Annotated in this window: 16 protein-coding genes; all 16 read right to left on the reverse strand. The window is 71.8% G+C overall.

Going from position 1 to position 18,324, the window contains the following annotated elements:
• Positions 1-105: 105 nt before the first annotated feature.
• Positions 106-1,341 (reverse strand): DivIVA domain-containing protein, encoded by a 1,236-nt coding sequence (locus tag AB0D01_RS19400; RefSeq protein WP_363056771.1) that lies wholly within the window; start codon positions 1,339-1,341, stop codon positions 106-108.
• 76 nt (positions 1,342-1,417) lie between these two features.
• Entirely contained in the window at positions 1,418-1,714 is a 297-nt protein-coding gene (locus AB0D01_RS19405; protein ID WP_030155988.1) for a YggT family protein, read from the reverse strand.
• A 60-nt stretch (positions 1,715-1,774) separates the two neighbouring features.
• Complete coding sequence (sepF, locus tag AB0D01_RS19410; RefSeq protein ID WP_249765630.1) at positions 1,775-2,392, reverse strand: cell division protein SepF; 618 nt, start codon at positions 2,390-2,392, stop codon at positions 1,775-1,777.
• A gap of 166 nt (positions 2,393-2,558) precedes the next feature.
• Positions 2,559-3,278, reverse strand: a complete 720-nt coding sequence (locus AB0D01_RS19415) for a YggS family pyridoxal phosphate-dependent enzyme (protein WP_363056774.1) — start codon at positions 3,276-3,278, stop codon at positions 2,559-2,561.
• Positions 3,279-3,281: 3 nt separating this feature from the next.
• Positions 3,282-4,013, reverse strand: a complete 732-nt coding sequence (gene pgeF, locus AB0D01_RS19420) for a peptidoglycan editing factor PgeF (RefSeq protein ID WP_363056776.1) — start codon at positions 4,011-4,013, stop codon at positions 3,282-3,284.
• Positions 4,010-5,212 (reverse strand): cell division protein FtsZ, encoded by a 1,203-nt coding sequence (ftsZ, locus tag AB0D01_RS19425; RefSeq protein ID WP_363056778.1) that lies wholly within the window; start codon positions 5,210-5,212, stop codon positions 4,010-4,012. Before ftsZ ends, pgeF begins: the two co-directional genes overlap by 4 nt.
• 279 nt (positions 5,213-5,491) lie before the next feature.
• Positions 5,492-6,175 (reverse strand): FtsQ-type POTRA domain-containing protein, encoded by a 684-nt coding sequence (locus AB0D01_RS19430; protein WP_363057032.1) that lies wholly within the window; start codon positions 6,173-6,175, stop codon positions 5,492-5,494.
• 206 nt (positions 6,176-6,381) lie between these two features.
• The gene (gene murG / locus AB0D01_RS19435) at positions 6,382-7,476 is read right to left on the reverse strand and encodes an undecaprenyldiphospho-muramoylpentapeptide beta-N-acetylglucosaminyltransferase (protein WP_363056780.1); all 1,095 of its coding nucleotides are present in this window, start codon (positions 7,474-7,476) and stop codon (positions 6,382-6,384) included.
• Between the two features lie 6 nt (positions 7,477-7,482).
• Complete coding sequence (gene ftsW, locus AB0D01_RS19440; protein ID WP_363056782.1) at positions 7,483-8,844, reverse strand: putative lipid II flippase FtsW; 1,362 nt, start codon at positions 8,842-8,844, stop codon at positions 7,483-7,485.
• 67 nt (positions 8,845-8,911) lie between these two features.
• Positions 8,912-10,360 (reverse strand): UDP-N-acetylmuramoyl-L-alanine--D-glutamate ligase, encoded by a 1,449-nt coding sequence (gene murD, locus AB0D01_RS19445; RefSeq protein ID WP_363056784.1) that lies wholly within the window; start codon positions 10,358-10,360, stop codon positions 8,912-8,914.
• Positions 10,342-11,412, reverse strand: coding sequence for a phospho-N-acetylmuramoyl-pentapeptide-transferase (mraY, locus tag AB0D01_RS19450; RefSeq protein WP_363056786.1), 1,071 nt, complete (start codon positions 11,410-11,412; stop codon positions 10,342-10,344). The genes murD and mraY overlap by 19 nt, the downstream gene beginning before the upstream one ends.
• Positions 11,409-12,833: a UDP-N-acetylmuramoyl-tripeptide--D-alanyl-D-alanine ligase gene (gene murF / locus AB0D01_RS19455; protein WP_363056787.1), complete on the reverse strand. Its 1,425-nt coding sequence runs from the start codon at positions 12,831-12,833 to the stop codon at positions 11,409-11,411. The genes mraY and murF overlap by 4 nt, the downstream gene beginning before the upstream one ends.
• On the reverse strand, positions 12,830-14,524 hold the full coding sequence (locus AB0D01_RS19460; protein WP_363056789.1) for a UDP-N-acetylmuramoyl-L-alanyl-D-glutamate--2,6-diaminopimelate ligase: 1,695 nt from the start codon (positions 14,522-14,524) through the stop codon (positions 12,830-12,832). Before AB0D01_RS19460 ends, murF begins: the two co-directional genes overlap by 4 nt.
• 37 nt (positions 14,525-14,561) lie before the next feature.
• The gene (locus AB0D01_RS19465; RefSeq protein WP_363056791.1) at positions 14,562-16,604 is read right to left on the reverse strand and encodes a penicillin-binding protein 2; all 2,043 of its coding nucleotides are present in this window, start codon (positions 16,602-16,604) and stop codon (positions 14,562-14,564) included.
• A gap of 102 nt (positions 16,605-16,706) precedes the next feature.
• Positions 16,707-17,276 carry a hypothetical protein gene (locus AB0D01_RS19470; RefSeq protein WP_363056793.1) on the reverse strand — a complete coding sequence of 190 codons (570 nt, stop codon included), beginning with the start codon at positions 17,274-17,276 and terminating at the stop codon, positions 16,707-16,709.
• A complete protein-coding gene (gene rsmH / locus AB0D01_RS19475) occupies positions 17,273-18,232 on the reverse strand; it encodes a 16S rRNA (cytosine(1402)-N(4))-methyltransferase RsmH (RefSeq protein WP_363056795.1) in 960 nt (319 codons plus the stop codon). Before rsmH ends, AB0D01_RS19470 begins: the two co-directional genes overlap by 4 nt.
• Between the last annotated feature and the right edge of the window lie 92 nt (positions 18,233-18,324).

Below are 18,324 nucleotides of genomic sequence, written 5' to 3' on the forward strand. Positions count from 1 at the left end.
GCCCCGGCCGCACCCCGCCGGTTTACGGCTTCGGGCCGGGCCCGGTCCCCCGCGGGGGACCGGGCCCGGCCCGAACACTGCTGCCGACGGATGCGGCGGCGGCGCCTAGTTGTCGTCCTCGTCGATCAGGAAGCCCCGCATGGGAGACGGCGCCTGCTGCATCGGCTGCGGACCCGCGGGCCGCACCGGAGCCATCGGCTGCGTCATCGCCGGGGACATCTGCTGCTGGCCACCGTACGAGGGACCGCCGGCCATCGGGGACGGGCCGCCCATCGGCGACGGGGCGCCCATGGAGGGGCCACCCATCGAGTGCCCCATCGAGCCGGCCGGAGCCATCGAGGGGGACGGCGACGGCGGGAGCGCCGGGCCGGCCGGGGTGCGCGGCGGGGCGAGCGAGTCGTCGGCCTGGGTCTCCAGCTGGCGCAGCTGCGACTCCAGGTAGGACTTCAGACGCGTACGGTACTCACGCTCGAAGCCCCGCAGGTCCTCGACCTTGCGCTCCAGCGTGGCGCGGGCGGACTCCAGCGAGCCCATCGCGACGCGGTGCTTCTCCTGGGCGTCCCGCTCCAGCGCGTCGGCCTTGGCGCGGGCGTCGCGCTCCAGGCCCTCGGCGCGGCTGCGCGCCTCGCCGACGATCTTGTTGGCCTCGGAGCGGGCCTCCGCGATCGCCTGGTCGGCGGTCTGCTGCGCGAGCGACAGGACGCGGGCGGCGCTGTCGCCACCGGGGCCCTGCTGCGGGAGCTGCGGCTGACCCATCGGCTGCATCTGCTGGCCCATCGGCTGCATCTGCTGCCCCATGGGCTGCATCTGCTGGCCCATCGGCTGGCCGAGCGGGTTCTGGCCGCCCATGGACTGCTGCTGCATGGGCTGCATCTGCTGCCCCATGGGCTGCTGGCCCATCTGCGGCTGGCCCATCGGGTTCTGGCCACCCATGGACTGCTGCTGCATCGGGTTGCCCATCGGGCCGGGACCCTGCGGTCCGTGTCCGCCGGGGCCGGCGGGCAGCTGGGGCTGGCCGCCCGGCAGCTGCGGCGGACCCATCTGCGGCTGCTGCTGCTGCGGCGGCTGCGGCGGGCCGGATATGGCCGCCGGCACGGGAGCGCCCGGGCCTCGCTGGTCCTGGGGTTCCGGCTTGCGCATGTTCTGCTGCTGCTGGTTCTGCGCGGCGGCACGCGTGGCGGCGGCCAGCTTCGCGCGCAGGTCCTCGTTCTCGCGCAGCAGACGCGTCAGCTCGGATTCGACCTCGTCGAGGAAGGCATCGACCTCGTCCTCGTCATAGCCTTCTCGGAGGCGGACGGTCGTGAACTGCTTGTTCCGCACGTCCTCGGGGGTCAGCGGCATCTCTTCTTCACCTCTACGTAGTCGTCGGCAGTCGGCAAGACCTGGAGCATCCCCGCGCGTGTGGGGAGCACATCGTTCACACGCTTCTCGCAGCGGTGCTCACGAAACTGATGAGGATGTAAACGATGATCATCAGAACGAAGAAGGACAGGTCGAGTGCCACGCCCCCGAGACGCAACGGCGGGATGAACCGCCGAAGAAGCTTGAGCGGTGGATCGGTGACAGTGTAGGTGGCCTCCAGGACGACCACCATCGCCTTGCCGGGTGTCCATGAACGTGCGAACTGGAACACGTAGTCCATGACCAGTCGGAAGATCAGCACGATCAGGAAGCACATCAGCGCGATGTAGACCACTTGCAGTGCGACGCCCATCCCGCGCTTCCCTCTCCCCGTTTTCCGCTCTGTTCCCGGTCCCGTATCTGACGGATCGGTCTAGCTTTGGTTGAAGAACCCGCCCTCCGCGATGCGGGCCTTGTCCTCCGCCGTGACATCGACGTTAGCAGGCGACAGCAGGAACACCTTCTGTGTCACGCGTTCAATGCTGCCGTGCAGACCGAAGACGAGGCCGGCGGCGAAGTCGACCAGACGCTTCGCGTCGGTGTCGTCCATCTCCGTGAGATTCATGATCACCGGAGTGCCCTCACGGAAGTGTTCCCCGATGGTACGGGCCTCGTTGTAGGTCCGGGGGTGCAGTGTCGTGATGCGGTACGGCTCCCGCTCGGAGACGACCTTGGGCATGATCACGGGGGCGTTCTTCTCCAGGTTGGTGCGGTCAGGTGTGATGGATGCCACGGGGGCAATTCGCGCGGGACGTCCGTTTTCTGACGGAATTGGGAGGGGTTCCCGCGGAGCCGGCGGCTGTACGACTCGTACCGGTTCGTCCGTTACGGGCGCTTGGTGCACCGGCTGCTGTCGACGATCCCTCTCCCGGGGGCGCTCCGGCTCCGGCTCGGGTTCGAACTCGTCATCGGGGTCGTACCCCGGGTTGTCGTACCGGTCGTCCTCCACGAGGCCGAGGTAGACCGCCATCTTGCGCATCGCGCCGGCCATTCTCCGAGTCCTCCGCTCTGTGGTGGATCGCCCTGTCACAGGTGTCGCCGCGTCAGCGAAGTCGCTGGGTCACCGAAGTCACCAACTGCCTGCGATCCACGTGGCCTGTCCGCTCATCTGCGGAAATGACCATATTTTCTGCTGTGGTCCGACTTTCTTCGCGACGTTACCCGAGCCGGGGTCTCGCGCCGAGTACCGCAGTGCCGACGCGTACATGTGTCGCACCCGCCCGCACCGCCTGTTCCAGGTCCCCGCTCATTCCGGCCGAGACCATCGTGGCAGTCGGATGGTCCCCGCGCAGGCCGGATGACAATTCCACCAGCCGCTCGAAGGCCGCCTGTTCGCGTCCCGCGTACGGACCGGACAGCGGGGCGACGGTCATGAGACCCTCGATCCGCAGCCCCGGCGCGGCGGCCACGAGGTCCGCCAACTCCGGCAGCAGGTCCGGCGCCGCGCCTCCGCGGGCCCCCCGCTCGCCCGACTCGGCGTCGAGGGCGATCTGCACCAGGACCCCGAGCTCGCGCCCGCGGTCCGTCGCCGCCGCGGAGAGCGCCGTGACGAGCTTCGGTCGGTCGACCGACTGCACCACGTGCGCGTATCCCGCCACGGAACGGACTTTGTTCGTCTGCAACTGGCCCACGAAGTGCCAGTCGAGCGGCAGGTCCGCGCAGGCCGCGGCCTTGGGGGCGGCGTCCTGGTCACGGTTTTCCGCAACATGACGGACGCCCAGCTCCGCCAGCAGTCGTACGTCACTCGCCGGGTAGGTCTTGGTGACCACGATGAGGGTCACCTCCTCCCGACCCCGCCCCGCGGCGGCGCAGGCGGAGGCGATCCGCTCCTCCACCCGCACGAGGTTCTCGGCGAGCTCCGACTTACGATCTGTCATTCTCTAGTCCAACCAGACATATCCGGCGAGCCGCCCGGTCACCCGGTCGCGGCGGTACGAGTAGTGGTCCCGGGACTCCAGTGTGCAGACCGGGGAACGGTGGCGGTCCACCACCCCCGCCTCCGCCAACTGCGCGTGCACCCCGGCGACCACGTCGACGGCCGGCGTCCCCCAGGAGGTCTCGGCCCGCGCGGCCGGAACCACGGCGGCGACGGCCTCGCGCATCTCCTCCGGCACCTCGTAGCACCGACCGCAGACGGCCGGTCCGGTACGGGCGACCATGCGCGCGGGGTCGGCCCCGAGGGCCACCATCGCCTCGACCGCCGCGGGGACGACCCCGGCGACCAGTCCGGGCCGCCCGGCGTGGGCGGCGCCGACGACCCCGGCGACGGGGTCGGCCAGCAGGACCGGCGTGCAGTCGGCGGTGAGCACCGCGAGGGCGAGCCCCCGACGGGCGGTCACCACCGCGTCCACCGAGGGGATCGCCTCGCCCTCGGCCCAGGGGCCGTCCACCACCGCGACGTCCCGCCCGTGCACCTGGTTCATCCACACGACGCGGGCCGGGTCCACGCCCAGCTCCCGCGCGGCGGTCTCCCGGTTCGCGCGAACGGCGGCCGGGTCGTCTCCGACCGCGCCGCCGAGATTGAGCTCCTCGTACGGAACGGCGCTCACCCCGCCCCACCGGTCGGTGAAGGCGAAGTGGGCGCCGTTCTCGATGTGCTGCCCCAGTGTCACTTCAAGAAGTCCGGAACATCCAGTTCTTCGGCCGGGCTGTCCTGGTAGGGCCTGGCCGTCGGGACCTGCGGCGCGGGGGCCGGGGCCTCGACCGGGATCTCCACGGGAGCCGGGGGCTCTTCGCGCGGGGGAACGGTGCCGAGTCCGCCGAAGGCCGGGCGGACCGGCTCCGGGGCGCGGACGGGAGCCGGGGCCGGCTCCTCGCGCTTGGTGGACGCGGCGCCGATGACGTTGTCCCGGCGGGCCGGGGGCTGTCCGCCGTCGAAGCCGGCGGCGATGACGGTGACCCGTACCTCGTCGCCGAGCGCGTCGTCGATGACGGCGCCGAAGATGATGTTCGCCTCGGGGTGCGCGGCCTCGCTCACCAGCTGCGCGGCCTCGTTGATCTCGAAGAGACCGAGGTCCGAGCCGCCGGAGATGGACAGGAGCACACCGCGGGCGCCGTCGATGGACGCCTCCAGCAGCGGGGAGGAGATGGCCATCTCGGCGGCGGCCACCGCGCGGTCGTCGCCGCGGGCGGAGCCGATGCCCATCAGGGCCGAGCCGGCCTCGGACATCACGGACTTGACGTCGGCGAAGTCGAGGTTGATCAGACCCGGGGTCGTGATGAGGTCCGTGATGCCCTGGACGCCCGACAGCAGGACCTGGTCCGCCGACTTGAAGGCGTCGAGGACGGAGACCTGGCGGTCCGAGATGGACAGCAGTCGGTCGTTGGGGATGACGATGAGGGTGTCGACCTCTTCGCGGAGCTCGGCGATGCCGTCCTCCGCCTGGTTCGCGCGGCGCCGGCCCTCGAAGGTGAACGGTCGGGTGACCACACCGATCGTCAGGGCGCCCAGCGAGCGCGCGATGTTGGCGACGACGGGTGCGCCGCCGGTGCCGGTGCCGCCACCCTCACCGGCGGTGACGAAGACCATGTCGGCCCCCTTGAGGACCTCCTCGATCTCCTCGCGGTGGTCCTCTGCCGCCTTGCGACCGACGGCCGGGTTGGCGCCGGCGCCGAGGCCGCGGGTCAGTTCCCGACCGACGTCGAGCTTGACGTCGGCGTCGCTCATCAACAGCGCCTGGGCGTCCGTGTTGATGGCGATGAACTCGACGCCCTTGAGACCGACCTCGATCATTCGGTTGATGGCATTGACACCACCGCCGCCGACACCGATGACCTTGATGACTGCGAGGTAGTTCTGCGGTGCTGCCACGTCGAAGGCCTCTCGCCTCGAGTTACGTGTCGCCGCCTCGCGGGCCTGCGTTGCGACGACTGATGCCGAAAATGGGACGGTCCGTACGCGCCGACCCGAACCCTCACCCTGAAGTTTAGGGTTAGGGGTATGTCTGTTCTCTGGACTCTTCCGAACAGGACACTAAGTCGACAAGTAGCGCGTGTTCAACGAACACGCCGAACCTCCCGTTTTTCTTTTCACCCTATGTGATCACCCGTATCGGTGGCCAACCAGGGTGCGTCGGTGTTGGACCCGACGTCAACTCCCGGACACCGCAGGGGCGGTGGGGACGCTCACGTCGAAGCGCTCACCCTTGGGCGCGGCCTTCAACAAAGCGGTCAGCGCACGCCCCTTCGCCTCCCCCAGTTCGCCGCTCCCCCACACCACCGTGCGGCCCTTGGTCAGCTCCAGTACGACCGAATCGTACGACCGCACCTTGACCTGCAAGGTCTCCTTGGCGACGGCCGCGGGCAGCGCGCCGGCGATGCCTACGGCCTCCCGCAGGAGCCGTTCCTCGTCGAAACGTCGGGCGCTCGGCGCGTGCTCCGCGGCCAGTTCGAGGACCGGAACGCCCGCCGGTGCCTTCGCCACCGTGTCGAATCGCACACCGGACGCGTCCACTTCGACGAAGTCCGCGTCCTTCCTGATGAGCAGGACGGGTTTGCGTTCCGTCACTTTCAGCCCGATTGCGTGCGGCCAGGTGCGGACCACTTCGACCGAATCGATGCGGGGCAGCCGGCCGCGCAGCCGGGCCGCGATCTCGTCGGTGTCGACGCCGACCAGGGGCGCGCCGACGGGCACGGCCGCGGCGGTGAGGACCTGCTCGGGGGTGAGCACCTCGGTGCCGGAGGTCGTGACCTTCTCGACGCGGAGCCAGGAGGAGCCGTAGAGCACCCAGGTGCCGCCGCCGGCGAGGAGCACCGCGGCGGCCAGGACGCCCAGGGCGAGGACCCGGCGCGAACGGACGCGGCCGGGGCCCCGGGGGCCGGAGCGTTCGGACGAGCCGGGTCGCCCGGCCGGCTTGGCCGACTTGGGCGGCTTGGGCGCTTTCGGCGCGCCCTGACCTCCTTTGCCCCGGCCCGCGTTGCCGGGCGTGCCGGGTCGTGCCGTCGTCGCTCCGGCCACTCCTGTGCCTCCTGGGTCTGTGGTCAGCGGGCCCTGCTCGCCGCGACCGCCTCGTGGACCAGGCCGACGAGCAGGTCGTCGGCGTCCCGGCGGCCGAACTCGGAGGCCGCGCGGGACATCTCGTACAGGCGGTGCGGGTCGGACAGCACCGGGAGGATCTGGCCGAGCACCCAGTCGGGGTTCAGCTCCGCGTCGTCGACGAGCAGGCCGCCGCCGGCCTTGACCACCGGCTGGGCGTTGAGCCGCTGTTCGCCGTTGCCGATGGGCAGCGGTACGTAGGCGGCCGGCAGTCCGACGGCGGAGAGTTCGGCGACGGTCATCGCGCCCGCGCGGCACAGCATCATGTCGGCGGCGGCGTACGCGAGGTCCATCCGGTCCACGTACGGTACCGGGACGTAGGGCGGCATCCCGGGCATGTTGTCGACACGCGGCAGTTCGTTCTTCGGGCCGACCGCGTGCAGGATCTGGATCCCGGAGCGCTGGAGGACCGGGGCGACCTGCTGGATCGTCTCGTTGAGGCGGCGGGCGCCCTGCGAGCCGCCGGAGACGAGCAGCGTCGGCAGGTTGGGGTCCAGGCCGAAGGCGGCGCGTGCCTCGGGGCGGACGGCGGCCCGGTCGAGGGTGGAGATGGAGCGGCGCAGCGGGATGCCGACGTAGCGGGCCCCGCGCAGCTTGCTGTCCGGGGTGGAGACCGCGACGGCGTGCGCGTAGCGGGAGCCGATCTTGTTGGCCAGTCCGGGCCGGGCGTTGGCCTCGTGGACGATGATCGGCACCCCGAGCCGCTTGGCGGCCAGGTAGCCGGGCAGGGCCACGTAGCCGCCGAAGCCGACGACGCAGTCGGCCTTGGTGCGCGTGAGGATCTCCTCGGCGGCCTTGATCGTGCCGCGCAGGCGCCCGGGGACGGTGATGAGTTCGGGCGTGGGCTTGCGGGGCAGCGGTACGGCGGGGATCAGTCCCAGTTCGTAGCCGCGTTCGGGCACCAGACGGGTCTCAAGGCCGCGTTCCGTGCCGAGGGCGGTGATGCCCACGGTCGGGTCCTGCCTGCGCAGGGCATCCGCGAGGGCGAGCGCCGGCTCGATGTGGCCGGCGGTCCCCCCACCGGCGAGTACGACATGCACCGAAATTCACCGCTCTCCGGACGGACGCTTCTTGACGCGCCGTCTCATCGACTTCCATATCGGCCCGCTCCGCGGTCGGCCGGACTTCGGCCGGCGCATCGCGAGCGCCGCTCGCGCCGCCGGCTCCTCCCGCGCGAAGGCGATGAGCAGTCCGACCGCGAACATGGTCGGGAGCAGGGCGGACCCCCCGTAGGAGAACAGCGGGAGGGGAACCCCTGCGATCGGCAGCAGACCGAGCACCGCACCGATGTTGATCACGGCCTGTGCCGTGATCCAGGTGGTCACGCCTCCCGCGGCATACCGTACGAAGGAGTCCTCCGTGCGTCCGGCCACGCGGATACCCGCATAGCCTAGGGCCGCGAACAGGGCGAGCACCGACAGCGTCCCTGCCAGACCCAGTTCCTCACCGGTGATGGCAAAGATGAAGTCCGTGTGGGCTTCGGGCAGTTGCCCCCATTTTTCCACACTGGCACCCAGACCGGAACCGAACCAGCCGCCGGACGCGAGGGCGTAGATCCCGTGCACGGCCTGCCAGCAGAGGTCGCCCCGGCCCGGTTCCGTGGCCCCGAGGCAGGCGAGTCGGTCCATGCGGTGCGGGCTGGTCCTGATCAGCAGTGCGACGATCACACCAGCGAAGAGGAGGACTCCGACGAACATCCTCGTCGGCGCCCCCGCGAGCCACAACAGCCCGAACAGGACGGCCCCGAGGATCATCGCGGTGCCCATGTCCCCGCCGAGCATGATCAGTCCGAGCAGCAGGAAGGCCACCGGCACCAGCGGCACCAGCAGGTGCTTCCACTGGCTCAGCAGCCCCTTGTCGCCCTTGCGGGCCAGCAGGTCGGCGCCCCACAGGATCAGCGCCAGTTTGCCGAACTCACTGGGCTGGAGCATGAACGGACCGCCAAGGGAGATCCAATTCTGGTTGCCGTTGATCGAGACCCCTATCCCGGGGACCTGGACCAGGACCATCAGGAACAGGGTGCCCGCCAGGACGGGGTAGGACAGCGCCCGGTGGAGCTTGACCGGCATCCGGGAGGCGGCCATGAGCAGGACGCCGCCGATCAGGGCGGCCAGGAACTGCTTCTTGAAGAAGTACGCGTCCCCCAGGCCGAGCTGGAGGGCCTTGATCATGGAGGCCGAGTACACCATCACCAGGCCGAGGACGGTGATGAGCAGCGAGCTGCCGAAAATCAGGTAATACGCGGTGAGGGGGCGGTCCCAGGCCCGGCGCAGTCGTTGCTGCGTGCGCCGCAGCCGCTCCAGCGGCCCGCCCCGCGGGGATCCTTTGCCCGGGGCGGGCGGGCGAGGGCGGCCGCGCGGTCCCACCGCGGACGGCCGCCTGCCCGGCAGCACCTGCTTCGCCGGCATCTGTGATCTTCCCCTCCACTCGTACGAGGCGAGCAGCCGGGTCGGGGAGGAAACCCCCTGGATCGACCTAGGCGCTCTCGGCGGCCAGTTCGCGCACCGCGTCGGCGAATGCGTCCCCACGCTCGTTGTAGTTCGCGAACATGTCCATCGAGGCACACGCGGGTGCCAGCAGGACCGTGTCGCCGGGCTCCGCGAGCCGGGCCGCCTCCCGGACCGCCGCGAGCATCGCCCCAGTGTCGGTCCGTTCGAGGTCGACGACCGGGACCTTCGGGGCGTGTCGCGCCAGCGCCTCGGCGATCAGCGCCCGGTCGGCGCCCATCAGGACGACGCCGCGCAGCCGGTCGGCCGCCTTGCGGACGGTCTCGTCGAAGGTCGCGCCCTTGGCGAGGCCGCCGGCGATCCAGACCACCGGTTCGAAGGCGGCGAGGGAGGCCTCCGCCGCGTGCGTGTTGGTGGCCTTGGAGTCGTCGACGTACGTGACCCCGTCGACCACGTCCACGTGCGCGACGCGGTGCGCGTCGGGGCGGAAGTCGCGCAGTCCGTCGCGCACGGCGCGCGGCTCGACGCCGAAGGCGCGGGCCAGGGCGGCGGCCGCGAGGGCGTTGGCGATGTTGTGCGGGGCGGGCGGGTTGACGTCGTCGACGTGCGCGAGTTCCTGGGCGTTCTTCTGCCGGTTCTCCACGAAGGCGCGGTCCACGAGGATCCCGTCGACCACTCCGAGCATGGAGGGGCCGGGGGCGCCGAGGGTGAAGCCGATGGCGCGGCAGCCCTCCTCGACGTCGGCCTCGACGACGAGGTCCTCGGTGGCCTGGTCCGCGACGTTGTAGACGCAGGCGACCGTGTTGCCCTCGTAGACGCGGCCCTTGTCGGCGGCGTACGCCTCCATGGAGCCGTGCCAGTCGAGGTGGTCCGGGGCCAGGTTCAGCACGGCCGCGGAGTGGGCGCGCACGGAGGGCGCCCAGTGCAGCTGGTAGCTGGAGAGCTCGACCGCGAGGACGTCGTAGGTCTCCTCGCCGGTGACCACGTCGATGATCGGGGTGCCGATGTTGCCGACGGCCGCGGTCTTCAGACCGGCGGCCCGCAGGATCGACGCGAGCATCTGGGTGGTGGTGGTCTTGCCGTTGGTGCCGGTGATGGCGAGCCAGGGGGCGGCGTTCTCGCCCCGCAGCAGCCAGGCGATCTCGACGTCGCCCACGACGTCCACGCCGGCCGCGGCGGCGGCCTCGAACAGGGGGCTGTCGGGCTTCCAGCCCGGCGAGGTGACCACGAGGTCGGTCCCCTCGGGCAGGACCTCGCCCGCCCGTCGTCCGTCGTCGAGCCGGCCGAGGCGCACCGCGATGCCCTGGGCGTCGAGTTCGGCGGACCGCGCGCGCAGCGCGTCGCCGTCCCCGTTGTCGACGACGGTCACCCGCGCGCCGAGGCCGGCCAGGGCGCGGGCGGCACTGATGCCGCTCACGCCGAGGCCGGCGACGGTGATGTTCCTGTCCTGCCAGGAGGTCACTTGTCTGCTGCCCATCCCGCGTAGAAGAGACCGAGGCCGACGATCACGCACATGCCCTGGATGATCCAGAAGCGGACCACGACGAGGACCTCGGACCAGCCCTTGAGTTCGAAGTGGTGCTGGAGTGGCGCCATCCGGAAGACGCGCTTGCCGGTCAGCTTGAAGGAGCCGACCTGGATGACGACCGACATCGTGATGAGCACGAACAGGCCGCCGAGGAGCGCCATCAGGAACTCCGTGCGGGAGCAGATGGCGAGGCCCGCGAGCGCGCCGCCGAGGGCGAGCGAGCCGGTGTCACCCATGAAGATCTTGGCGGGCGAGGTGTTCCACCACAGGAAGCCGAAGCAGGCGCCCATGAGGGCGGAGGCGACGACCGCGAGGTCGAGCGGGTCGCGGACCTCGAAGCAGGCGTTCGGGTTGGTGAGGTCGACCGCGTTGGCGCAGGACTCCTGGAACTGCCAGACACCGATGAAGGTGTAGGCGCCGAAGACCATCACGGCGGCGCCGGTCGCCAGACCGTCCAGACCGTCCGTGAGGTTCACGCCGTTGGACATGGCCAGGATCATGAACAGCGCCCAGACCACGAACAGCACCGGGCCGAGCGACCAGCCGAAGTCCGTGACGAACGACAGCTTGTCGGAGGCCGGGGTCAGTCCCCGCGAGTCCTTGAACTGGAGGGCCAGCACCGCGAAGGCGATGCCGACGATCAGCTGGCCGGACATCTTCGCCTTGGCCCGCAGGCCCAGCGAACGACGCTTGACGATCTTGATGTAGTCGTCCAGGTACCCGACGAGGCCCATGCCGGCCATCAGGAACAGGACGAGCAGGCCCGAGAAGCTCGGCTCCTCGCCCGTGATCACCTTCGTCAGGGCGTACGCGATGATCGTCGCCAGGATGAAGGAGATGCCGCCCATGGTGGGCGTGCCCTTCTTCCCGGCGTGGCCGCGGGGGCCGTCGTCGCGGATGAACTGGCCGTAGCCCTTGCGGGCCAGCAGCTTGATCAGAAGCGGGGTGCCGATGACGGTGAGGAACATACCGATGACACCCGCGAACAGGATCTGCCTCATCGGCCGGCGACCTCGCCCTCGCTGTCGAGCAGCGCCTGCGCGACCCGCTCCAGGCCGATCGACCTGGAAGCCTTCACCAGCACGACGTCCCCCGGACGCAGTTCACTGCGCAACAGGTCGACCGCCGCCTGCGCGTCGGACACGAGCACCGACTCCTCACCCCACGAACCCTCGTTATAGGCGCCCAATTGCAGCCAGGACGCTTCCCTGCCCCCGACTGCGACGAGCTTGCTCACGTTGAGCCGGACGGCAAGCCGTCCCACCGCGTCGTGCTCCGCCAGCGACGCGTCACCGAGCTCGGCCATGGGGCCGAGCACCGCCCACGTCCGTCCCCCCTTCGCCTGCGCGGCGCCGCCCATCGCGGCGAGTGCGCGCAGGGCGGCCCGCATGGACTCCGGGTTCGCGTTGTAGGCGTCGTTGACGATCGTGACGCCGTCCGCCCGCTCGGTGACCTCCATCCGCCACCGGGACAGCGTGCCCGCTCCGGAGAGCGCGCTGGCGATCTCCTCGGCGGACATGCCCAGGACATGGGCGACGGCCGCCGCGGCGAGCGCGTTCGACACGTGGTGCTCACCGTACAGCCGCAAGGTCACATCGCCGCACCCGGTCGGGGTGTGGAGTGTGAAGGAGGGCTGTCCCGAGGCCGTCATCCGCACCTCGGTGGCGCGTACGTCGGCGTCCTCGGCCTCGCCGAACAGGACCGTACGGGCCTTCGTGCGGGCGGACATGGCCCGCACGAGGAGGTCGTCGGCGTTGAGGACGGCGACGCCGCCCTCGGCCTCGGTCGGCAGGGCCTCGACCAGTTCTCCCTTGGCCTGCGCGATGGCCTCGCGACCGCCGAACTCGCCGATGTGGGCGGTTCCGACGTTCAGGACGAGGCCGATCCGCGGTGGGGTCAGGCCGGTGAGGTAGGCGATGTGGCCGATGCCGCGGGCACCCATCTCCAGGACCAGGTGCCGGGTTTCGGCGGTGGCCTTGAGGGCGGTCAGCGGGAGCCCGATCTCGTTGTTGAGCGAGCCGGGCGTCCACACGGTGGGCGCGTGGTGCTGGAGCACCTGCGCGATGAGGTCCTTGGTGGAGGTCTTGCCGGCGGAACCGGTCAGGGCCACCACGTCGGTGCCGAGGCGTTCGACGACGGCGCGGGCGAGGGCGCCGAGCGCCTTCTCCACGTCGGGCACGACGATCGCCGGGACGCCCACGGGGCGGGCCGCGAGGACGGCCGCCGCTCCGGCGGCGACCGCGCGCTCGGCGTAGTCGTGGCCGTCGACGTGCTCGCCGTCGAAGGCGGCGAAGAGACTGCCGGGCTCGACCTGGCGGGAGTCGATGACGACCGGACCGCCGATCCGCACCGAGGGATCCGGTATGTCGTGGGGCCGCCCGCCGGTGATGTCGGCGATCTCGGCGAGGGTAAGGGCGATCACTGCTGCACCTCGGCCTGTCGGGCGCCGCGCTGCCGGCTCTCGATGGCCTCGCGCAGCACGGCACGGTCGTCGAAGGGGCGTACGACGCCCCCGGTGTCCTGGCCCTGCTCGTGGCCCTTGCCGGCGACGAGGACGGTGTCCCCGGCCTCGGCGCGCGCGACCGCGGCGGCGATGGCCGCGGCCCGGTCGGCGTCGACGAGGACGGTGCCCCGCTCGGCGGACGGCACGGACACGGCGCCCTCGAACATCGCCGCGAGGATCGCGAGGGGGTCCTCGGAACGCGGGTTGTCGGAGGTCAGGACGGCCACGTCGGCGTACCGGGCGGCCGCGGCGCCCATGGGGGCGCGCTTGGTGGTGTCACGGTCGCCGCCACAGCCCAGGACGATGTGCAGCCGACCGGTGGTGACCTCGCGCAGGGCGCGCAGCACCGACTCGACGGCGTCCGTCTTGTGGGCGTAGTCCACGACGGCCAGGTACGGCTGGCCCGCGTCGACCCGCTCCAGCCGGCCCGGGACCCCGGGGACCGCGGCGACGCCGTCGGCGGCGGTCTGCGGGTCGAGGCCGGCGGTGGCGAGGGTGACGATCGCGGCGACGGTGTTGGCGACGTTGAAGGGGCCGGGCAGCGGGGCGGTGGCCCGTACGCGCTGCCCCTCGGGGCCGACGAGGGTCAGCGTCGAGTCCATGTGGCCGCTGACCACGTCCTCGGCGCGCCAGTCGGCGGCCGGGTCGCCCGCGGCGGAGAAGGTGACGACCGGGATCGACGCCTCCTTGGCCAGGCGGCGGCCGTACTCGTCGTCGAGGTTGACCACGCCGAGGCGGGCGCGGCGCTCGGTGAAGAGCTGCGCCTTGGCCTGGAAGTAGTCCTCCATGTCGGAGTGGAACTCCATGTGCTCCGGGCTCAGGTTGTTGAAGACGGCGACGTCGAAGACGCAGCCGTCGACCCGACCGAGCGCGAGGGCGTGGCTGGAGACCTCCATGGCGACGGCCTCGATGCCGCGCTCGCGCATGACCGCGAACAGGGCCTGGAGGTCGGTGGCCTCGGGGGTGGTGCGCTCGGACTTGATGCGCTCGTCGCCGATGCGCATCTCGACCGTGCCGATGAGACCGGTGGTGCGGCCCGCGGCGCGCAGTCCGCCCTCGACGAGGTAGGCGGTGGTGGTCTTGCCGGAGGTTCCGGTGATGCCGATCTGGAGCAGGTCCTCACCGGGCCGGCCGTAGATCGCGGCGGCGAGCTCGCCCATCCGGCCGCGCGGGTCGGCGACGGCGAGCACCGGCAGGCCGGTCGCGGCGGCGCGTTCGGCGCCCGTCGGATCGGTCAGCACGGCGGCGGCGCCGAGGGCGGCCGCCTGCGTGGCGAAGTCCGCGCCGTGCAACCGGGCGCCGGGCAGGGCCGCGTACACGTCTCCGGGGCGTACGGCACGGGAATCGTGCGTGATGCCGGTGATCCGGGCGTCGCCCGCGTCGGGCAGGCCCAGCAGTGCGGCCAGCTCGCCCAGGGGGGTCGGGCGGGCGGTCGCGGGCCGGGGCGCTCCCGGCGGCGCTGCCGGGGCGTCTTTCTGGGCGGTTCTGGGCTGATCAGCGTGGGGCACGGCGGTGAGCGTACCGGGCGCGGTGGGCCGCTCGCGAAGCGAGGGCCCGGCGGGGGCCTCCCCGGCGGATCGGTTCCCGGGATTCGGAGTGATGGATGTCACTGATGGTGCCTCACGCATTCCTGGCTGGGCGGTCGGTTCACGGTGCGGGCTGCGGACCGGGCTGCGCACCGCCGGGGGCGGCGGGCGGGGCGGCGCTCGGGGCGGCGGGCGGCGGGGCGGCGTCGTAGGTCACCGGGAGGCCGGCGGGGGCCGATCCGCTGGGCGGGACCTGGAGGGTCTTGAGGGCGAACTCCATGACCGTCTTGTAGATCGGGCCGCAGATCTGGCCGCCGAAGTAGCTTCCCTTGGTGGGGTTCTGGATGGCGCAGTAGACGGTGACGCGCGGGTTGTCGGCCGGTGCGAAGCCGGCGAAGGAGGCGGTGTAGCCCTTGTAGCGGCCGGTGGCCGGATCCACCCGGTTGGACGTGCCGGTCTTGCCGCCGACCCGGTAGCCGGGGATGCGGGCCTTGGTGCCGGTGCCCTCCTGGTCGTCGACGACCGATTCGAGCATCTCGGCGAGGGTCTTGGCGGTCTCGGCGCTGATGACCCGGGTCCGTTCGGGGGCGGGCGCCGGGTTGAAGCGGCCGTCGGGTCCCTTGGAGCCGCGGACCAGGGTCGGGGTGACGCGTTCTCCGCCGTTGGCGATGGTGGAGTACACGGAGGCGGCCTGCATGGCGTTGAGCGACAGTCCCTGGCCGAAGGGGATCGTGTACTGCTGGGAGGTGGACCAGGCCTCGGGCTTGGCGAGGATGCCGCGGGATTCGCCGGGGTAGCCGAGGCCGGTGGGCCGGCCGACGCCGAACTTGTCCAGGTAGGAGTACAGGACCTTGTTGGCCTCGGGCTGGGTGGGGCCGAGCTGGCCGGTGGCCAGGATGGTGCCGATGTTGGAGGACTTGGCGAGGACTCCGTTGAGGGTCAGGTACCAGGTCGGGTGGTCGATGTCGTCCTTGAAGAGGCGGTCGCCGCGGTGGAGCCGGTTGGGGACCTCGACGTGCGTCGCCGGGGTGGCCTTCTTCTCCTCCAGGACGGCGGCCATGGAGATCACCTTGGCGGTGGAACCGGGCTCGTACACGTCCTGGAGGGCGGCGTTGCCCATGGCGGCGGAACGGGCCTTGGTGAGGTCGTTGGGGTCGAAGCCGGGGGCGTTGGCCATGGCGAGGACCTCGCCGGTGCGGGTGTCCTGGACGATGACGTAGCCCCGGTCGGCGCCGGACTTCTCGACCTGCTCGGTGATGGCGGACTGCGCCGCCCACTGGATGTCGCGGTCGATGGTCAGCTCGATGTCGTCGCCGGGCACGGCGGGCTTCTCGCTGGAGCCGGCGGTGGGGACGCGCCGGCCGCCGGACTGGGCGTAGGTCAGCTCGCCGTCCTTGCCGGCGAGCTTCTTGTCCAGGGCGGACTCCAGTCCGCCGCCGCCCTTGCCCTCGGCGTTGACGTAACCCAGTATCCCGGCGGCGAGGGCCCCGTTGGGGTACACGCGCTTGCTGCTGTTCTCGTTGAACACGCCGGCCAGGACGTTGGCGCCGGGGCCGTTGTTCCGCTTGTCGGCGGCGGCCTTGTCGGCGAAGAGCTTCCTGAGGTCCTTGATCTGGTTCCAGACCTGGGGGGTCTGGCGGCGGGCGAGGACCACGTAGCGGGTGTTCTTCGTCTTCAGGCGCCCGGCGATCTCCTTGGCGTCCACGCCGAGGATCGGGGCGAGGAGGGCGGCGGCCTGCTCGGGCGCGTCCGGGGCCTTGCTCTCCTGCGGGGTGAACATCTTCGGGTCGGCGGTGATGTCGTACGCGTCGACGCTGGTGGCCAGGGCGACGCCCTTGCGGTCGGTGATCTCACCGCGCTCGGCGGCCAGGGTGTGGCTCGCGAAGCGGTTCTCGGAGGCCTTGGCGGAGTACGCGGAGGCGTCCACGGCCTGCACCTGGAGGAGCCGGACGACGAAGGCGAGCATGACCAGGGTCAGGCCCACGCCGACCAGCCTCAGGCGCGGCTTGGGGTTGCCGAGGCGGATGGTGTGCGGGGCGCGGGCGGCGGCGGGCCGCCGGGTGGCGGGGCGCGAGGCCGGACGGGCCCCGGCGCGGGAACGCTCGCCGGGCCGCGGCCTCGGCGGGCCGGGCACCCGCCGTCGCGGCGGTTCCTTGGCGCTCACCGGGGGGCTCCGGGAACGGAACGGACGCCGTACGGGGCCGCGGGGGCGGGGCGGTCGGGGGGCGGGGTGGGGCGGGGTCCCGCGGGTGTCCGGGTCACGACGTCACCTGCCTGGGGTCGGGGTGGGCTGCGGGCCGGTGCCGGGGGCCGGGCCCGCCTGGCCGGACGGCGCGCTCTGCGCGGCGGCCGGCGGCGGACTCGTGGCGCCGCCCGACGCGGCGGGCGCGGCGGGCGCGGCGCCGGACGTCGAGGGGGCCGGGCTCGGGGTGACCGGCGGGGGCGGGGGCGGGGCCTCCGCGGTGGAGACGGTGCCCGCGACCTTGCCGTCGGGGCCGATGAAGACGGGACTGCCGCCGGGCACGAGGCCCAGCTCGTGCGCCCGGCGCTGGAGGGCGTCCGGGGCGGAGTAGGCGTCGACGTCGCGCTGGAGGGCCTGTTCCTCGTCCGTGAGCGCGGTGGTCTCCCGCTTCAGCTTCGACAGCTGGAAGGAGCCCTCGTTGAGGGCCGAGTTCAGCAGCAGGAGACTGATCAGTCCGCCGCCGAGCAGGGCCACGACCAGCAGGACGAACGGCATGCGCGCCGCCCCTCCCGCCGGGGCCGGACCCCGCCCGCCGCGGACCAGCCGGGCCGCCTGCCCACGCGTCAGCGTGGCCACCTTCCCGGCCTTGGTCACAGTCGCGCCTCGCGGATGCGCTCGACGCCCCGGAAGCGCGCCGGGGCCGCCCGCCGGTTCTCGGCGATCTCCTCCTCGGTCGGCAGCTCCGCTCCGCGCGTCAGCAGCTTCAGCTTCGGCTGGTACTTCTCCGGCACGACCGGCAGACCGGGCGGGGCGGTGGAGGTGGCGCCGGCCGCGAAGACCTGCTTGACCAGGCGGTCCTCCAGGGAGTGGTACGACAGGACCGCGATGCGGCCACCGACGGCGATCCGGTCCACGGCCGCCGGGACGGCCCGCTCCAGGCCGGACAGCTCGCCGTTGACCTCGATGCGCAGGGCCTGGAAGGTCCGCTTGGCGGGGTTGCCGCCGGTGCGCTTGGCCGCCTGCGGCAGCGCGTCGCGGATCAGTTCCACCAGGCGCGCGCTGTGGTCGAAGGGCTCCTTGTCGCGCTCGCGGACGATCGCCGACACGATCCGCTTGGCCTGCTTCTCCTCGCCGTACTGGCGCAGGATGCGGACCAGCTCTCCCGGGGCGTAGGTGTTGAGCACCTCGGCCGCGCTGATGCCCGTGGACTGGTCCATGCGCATGTCCAGGGGCGCGTCCTGCGCGTAGGCGAACCCGCGGTCGGCCTCGTCGAGCTGCATCGAGGAGACGCCGAGGTCGAAGAGGATGCCCTGGACGGTGGGGATCCCCAGGGTGTCGAGGACCTCGGCGAGGTCGGCGTAGATCGCGTGGACCAGGGTGGCCCGGTCGCCGAAGGGCGCCAGGCGTTCGCCGGAGAGCCGCAGGGCCTCCTTGTCGCGGTCGAGACCGATCAGGTGGGCCTCGGGGAACCGGGTCAGCAGGGCCTCGCTGTGGCCGCCGAGACCGAGGGTGCAGTCGACGACGACGGCCCCCGGCCTCTCCAGCGCCGGGGCCAACAGGTCCAGGCACCGCTGGAGCATCACCGGGACATGTCGGGACTCGCTACTCAAAGCGCCCTCTCAGATAACGGCGCGGCAGGCGTACGCCGCGCCGCGCACGCGGAGTCTTACCAGGTTTCACACGGTCCGGGACGGCCGGTGAG

It is taken from the genome of Streptomyces sp. NPDC048606, assembly GCF_040650855.1.
Classification (GTDB): domain Bacteria; phylum Actinomycetota; class Actinomycetes; order Streptomycetales; family Streptomycetaceae; genus Streptomyces.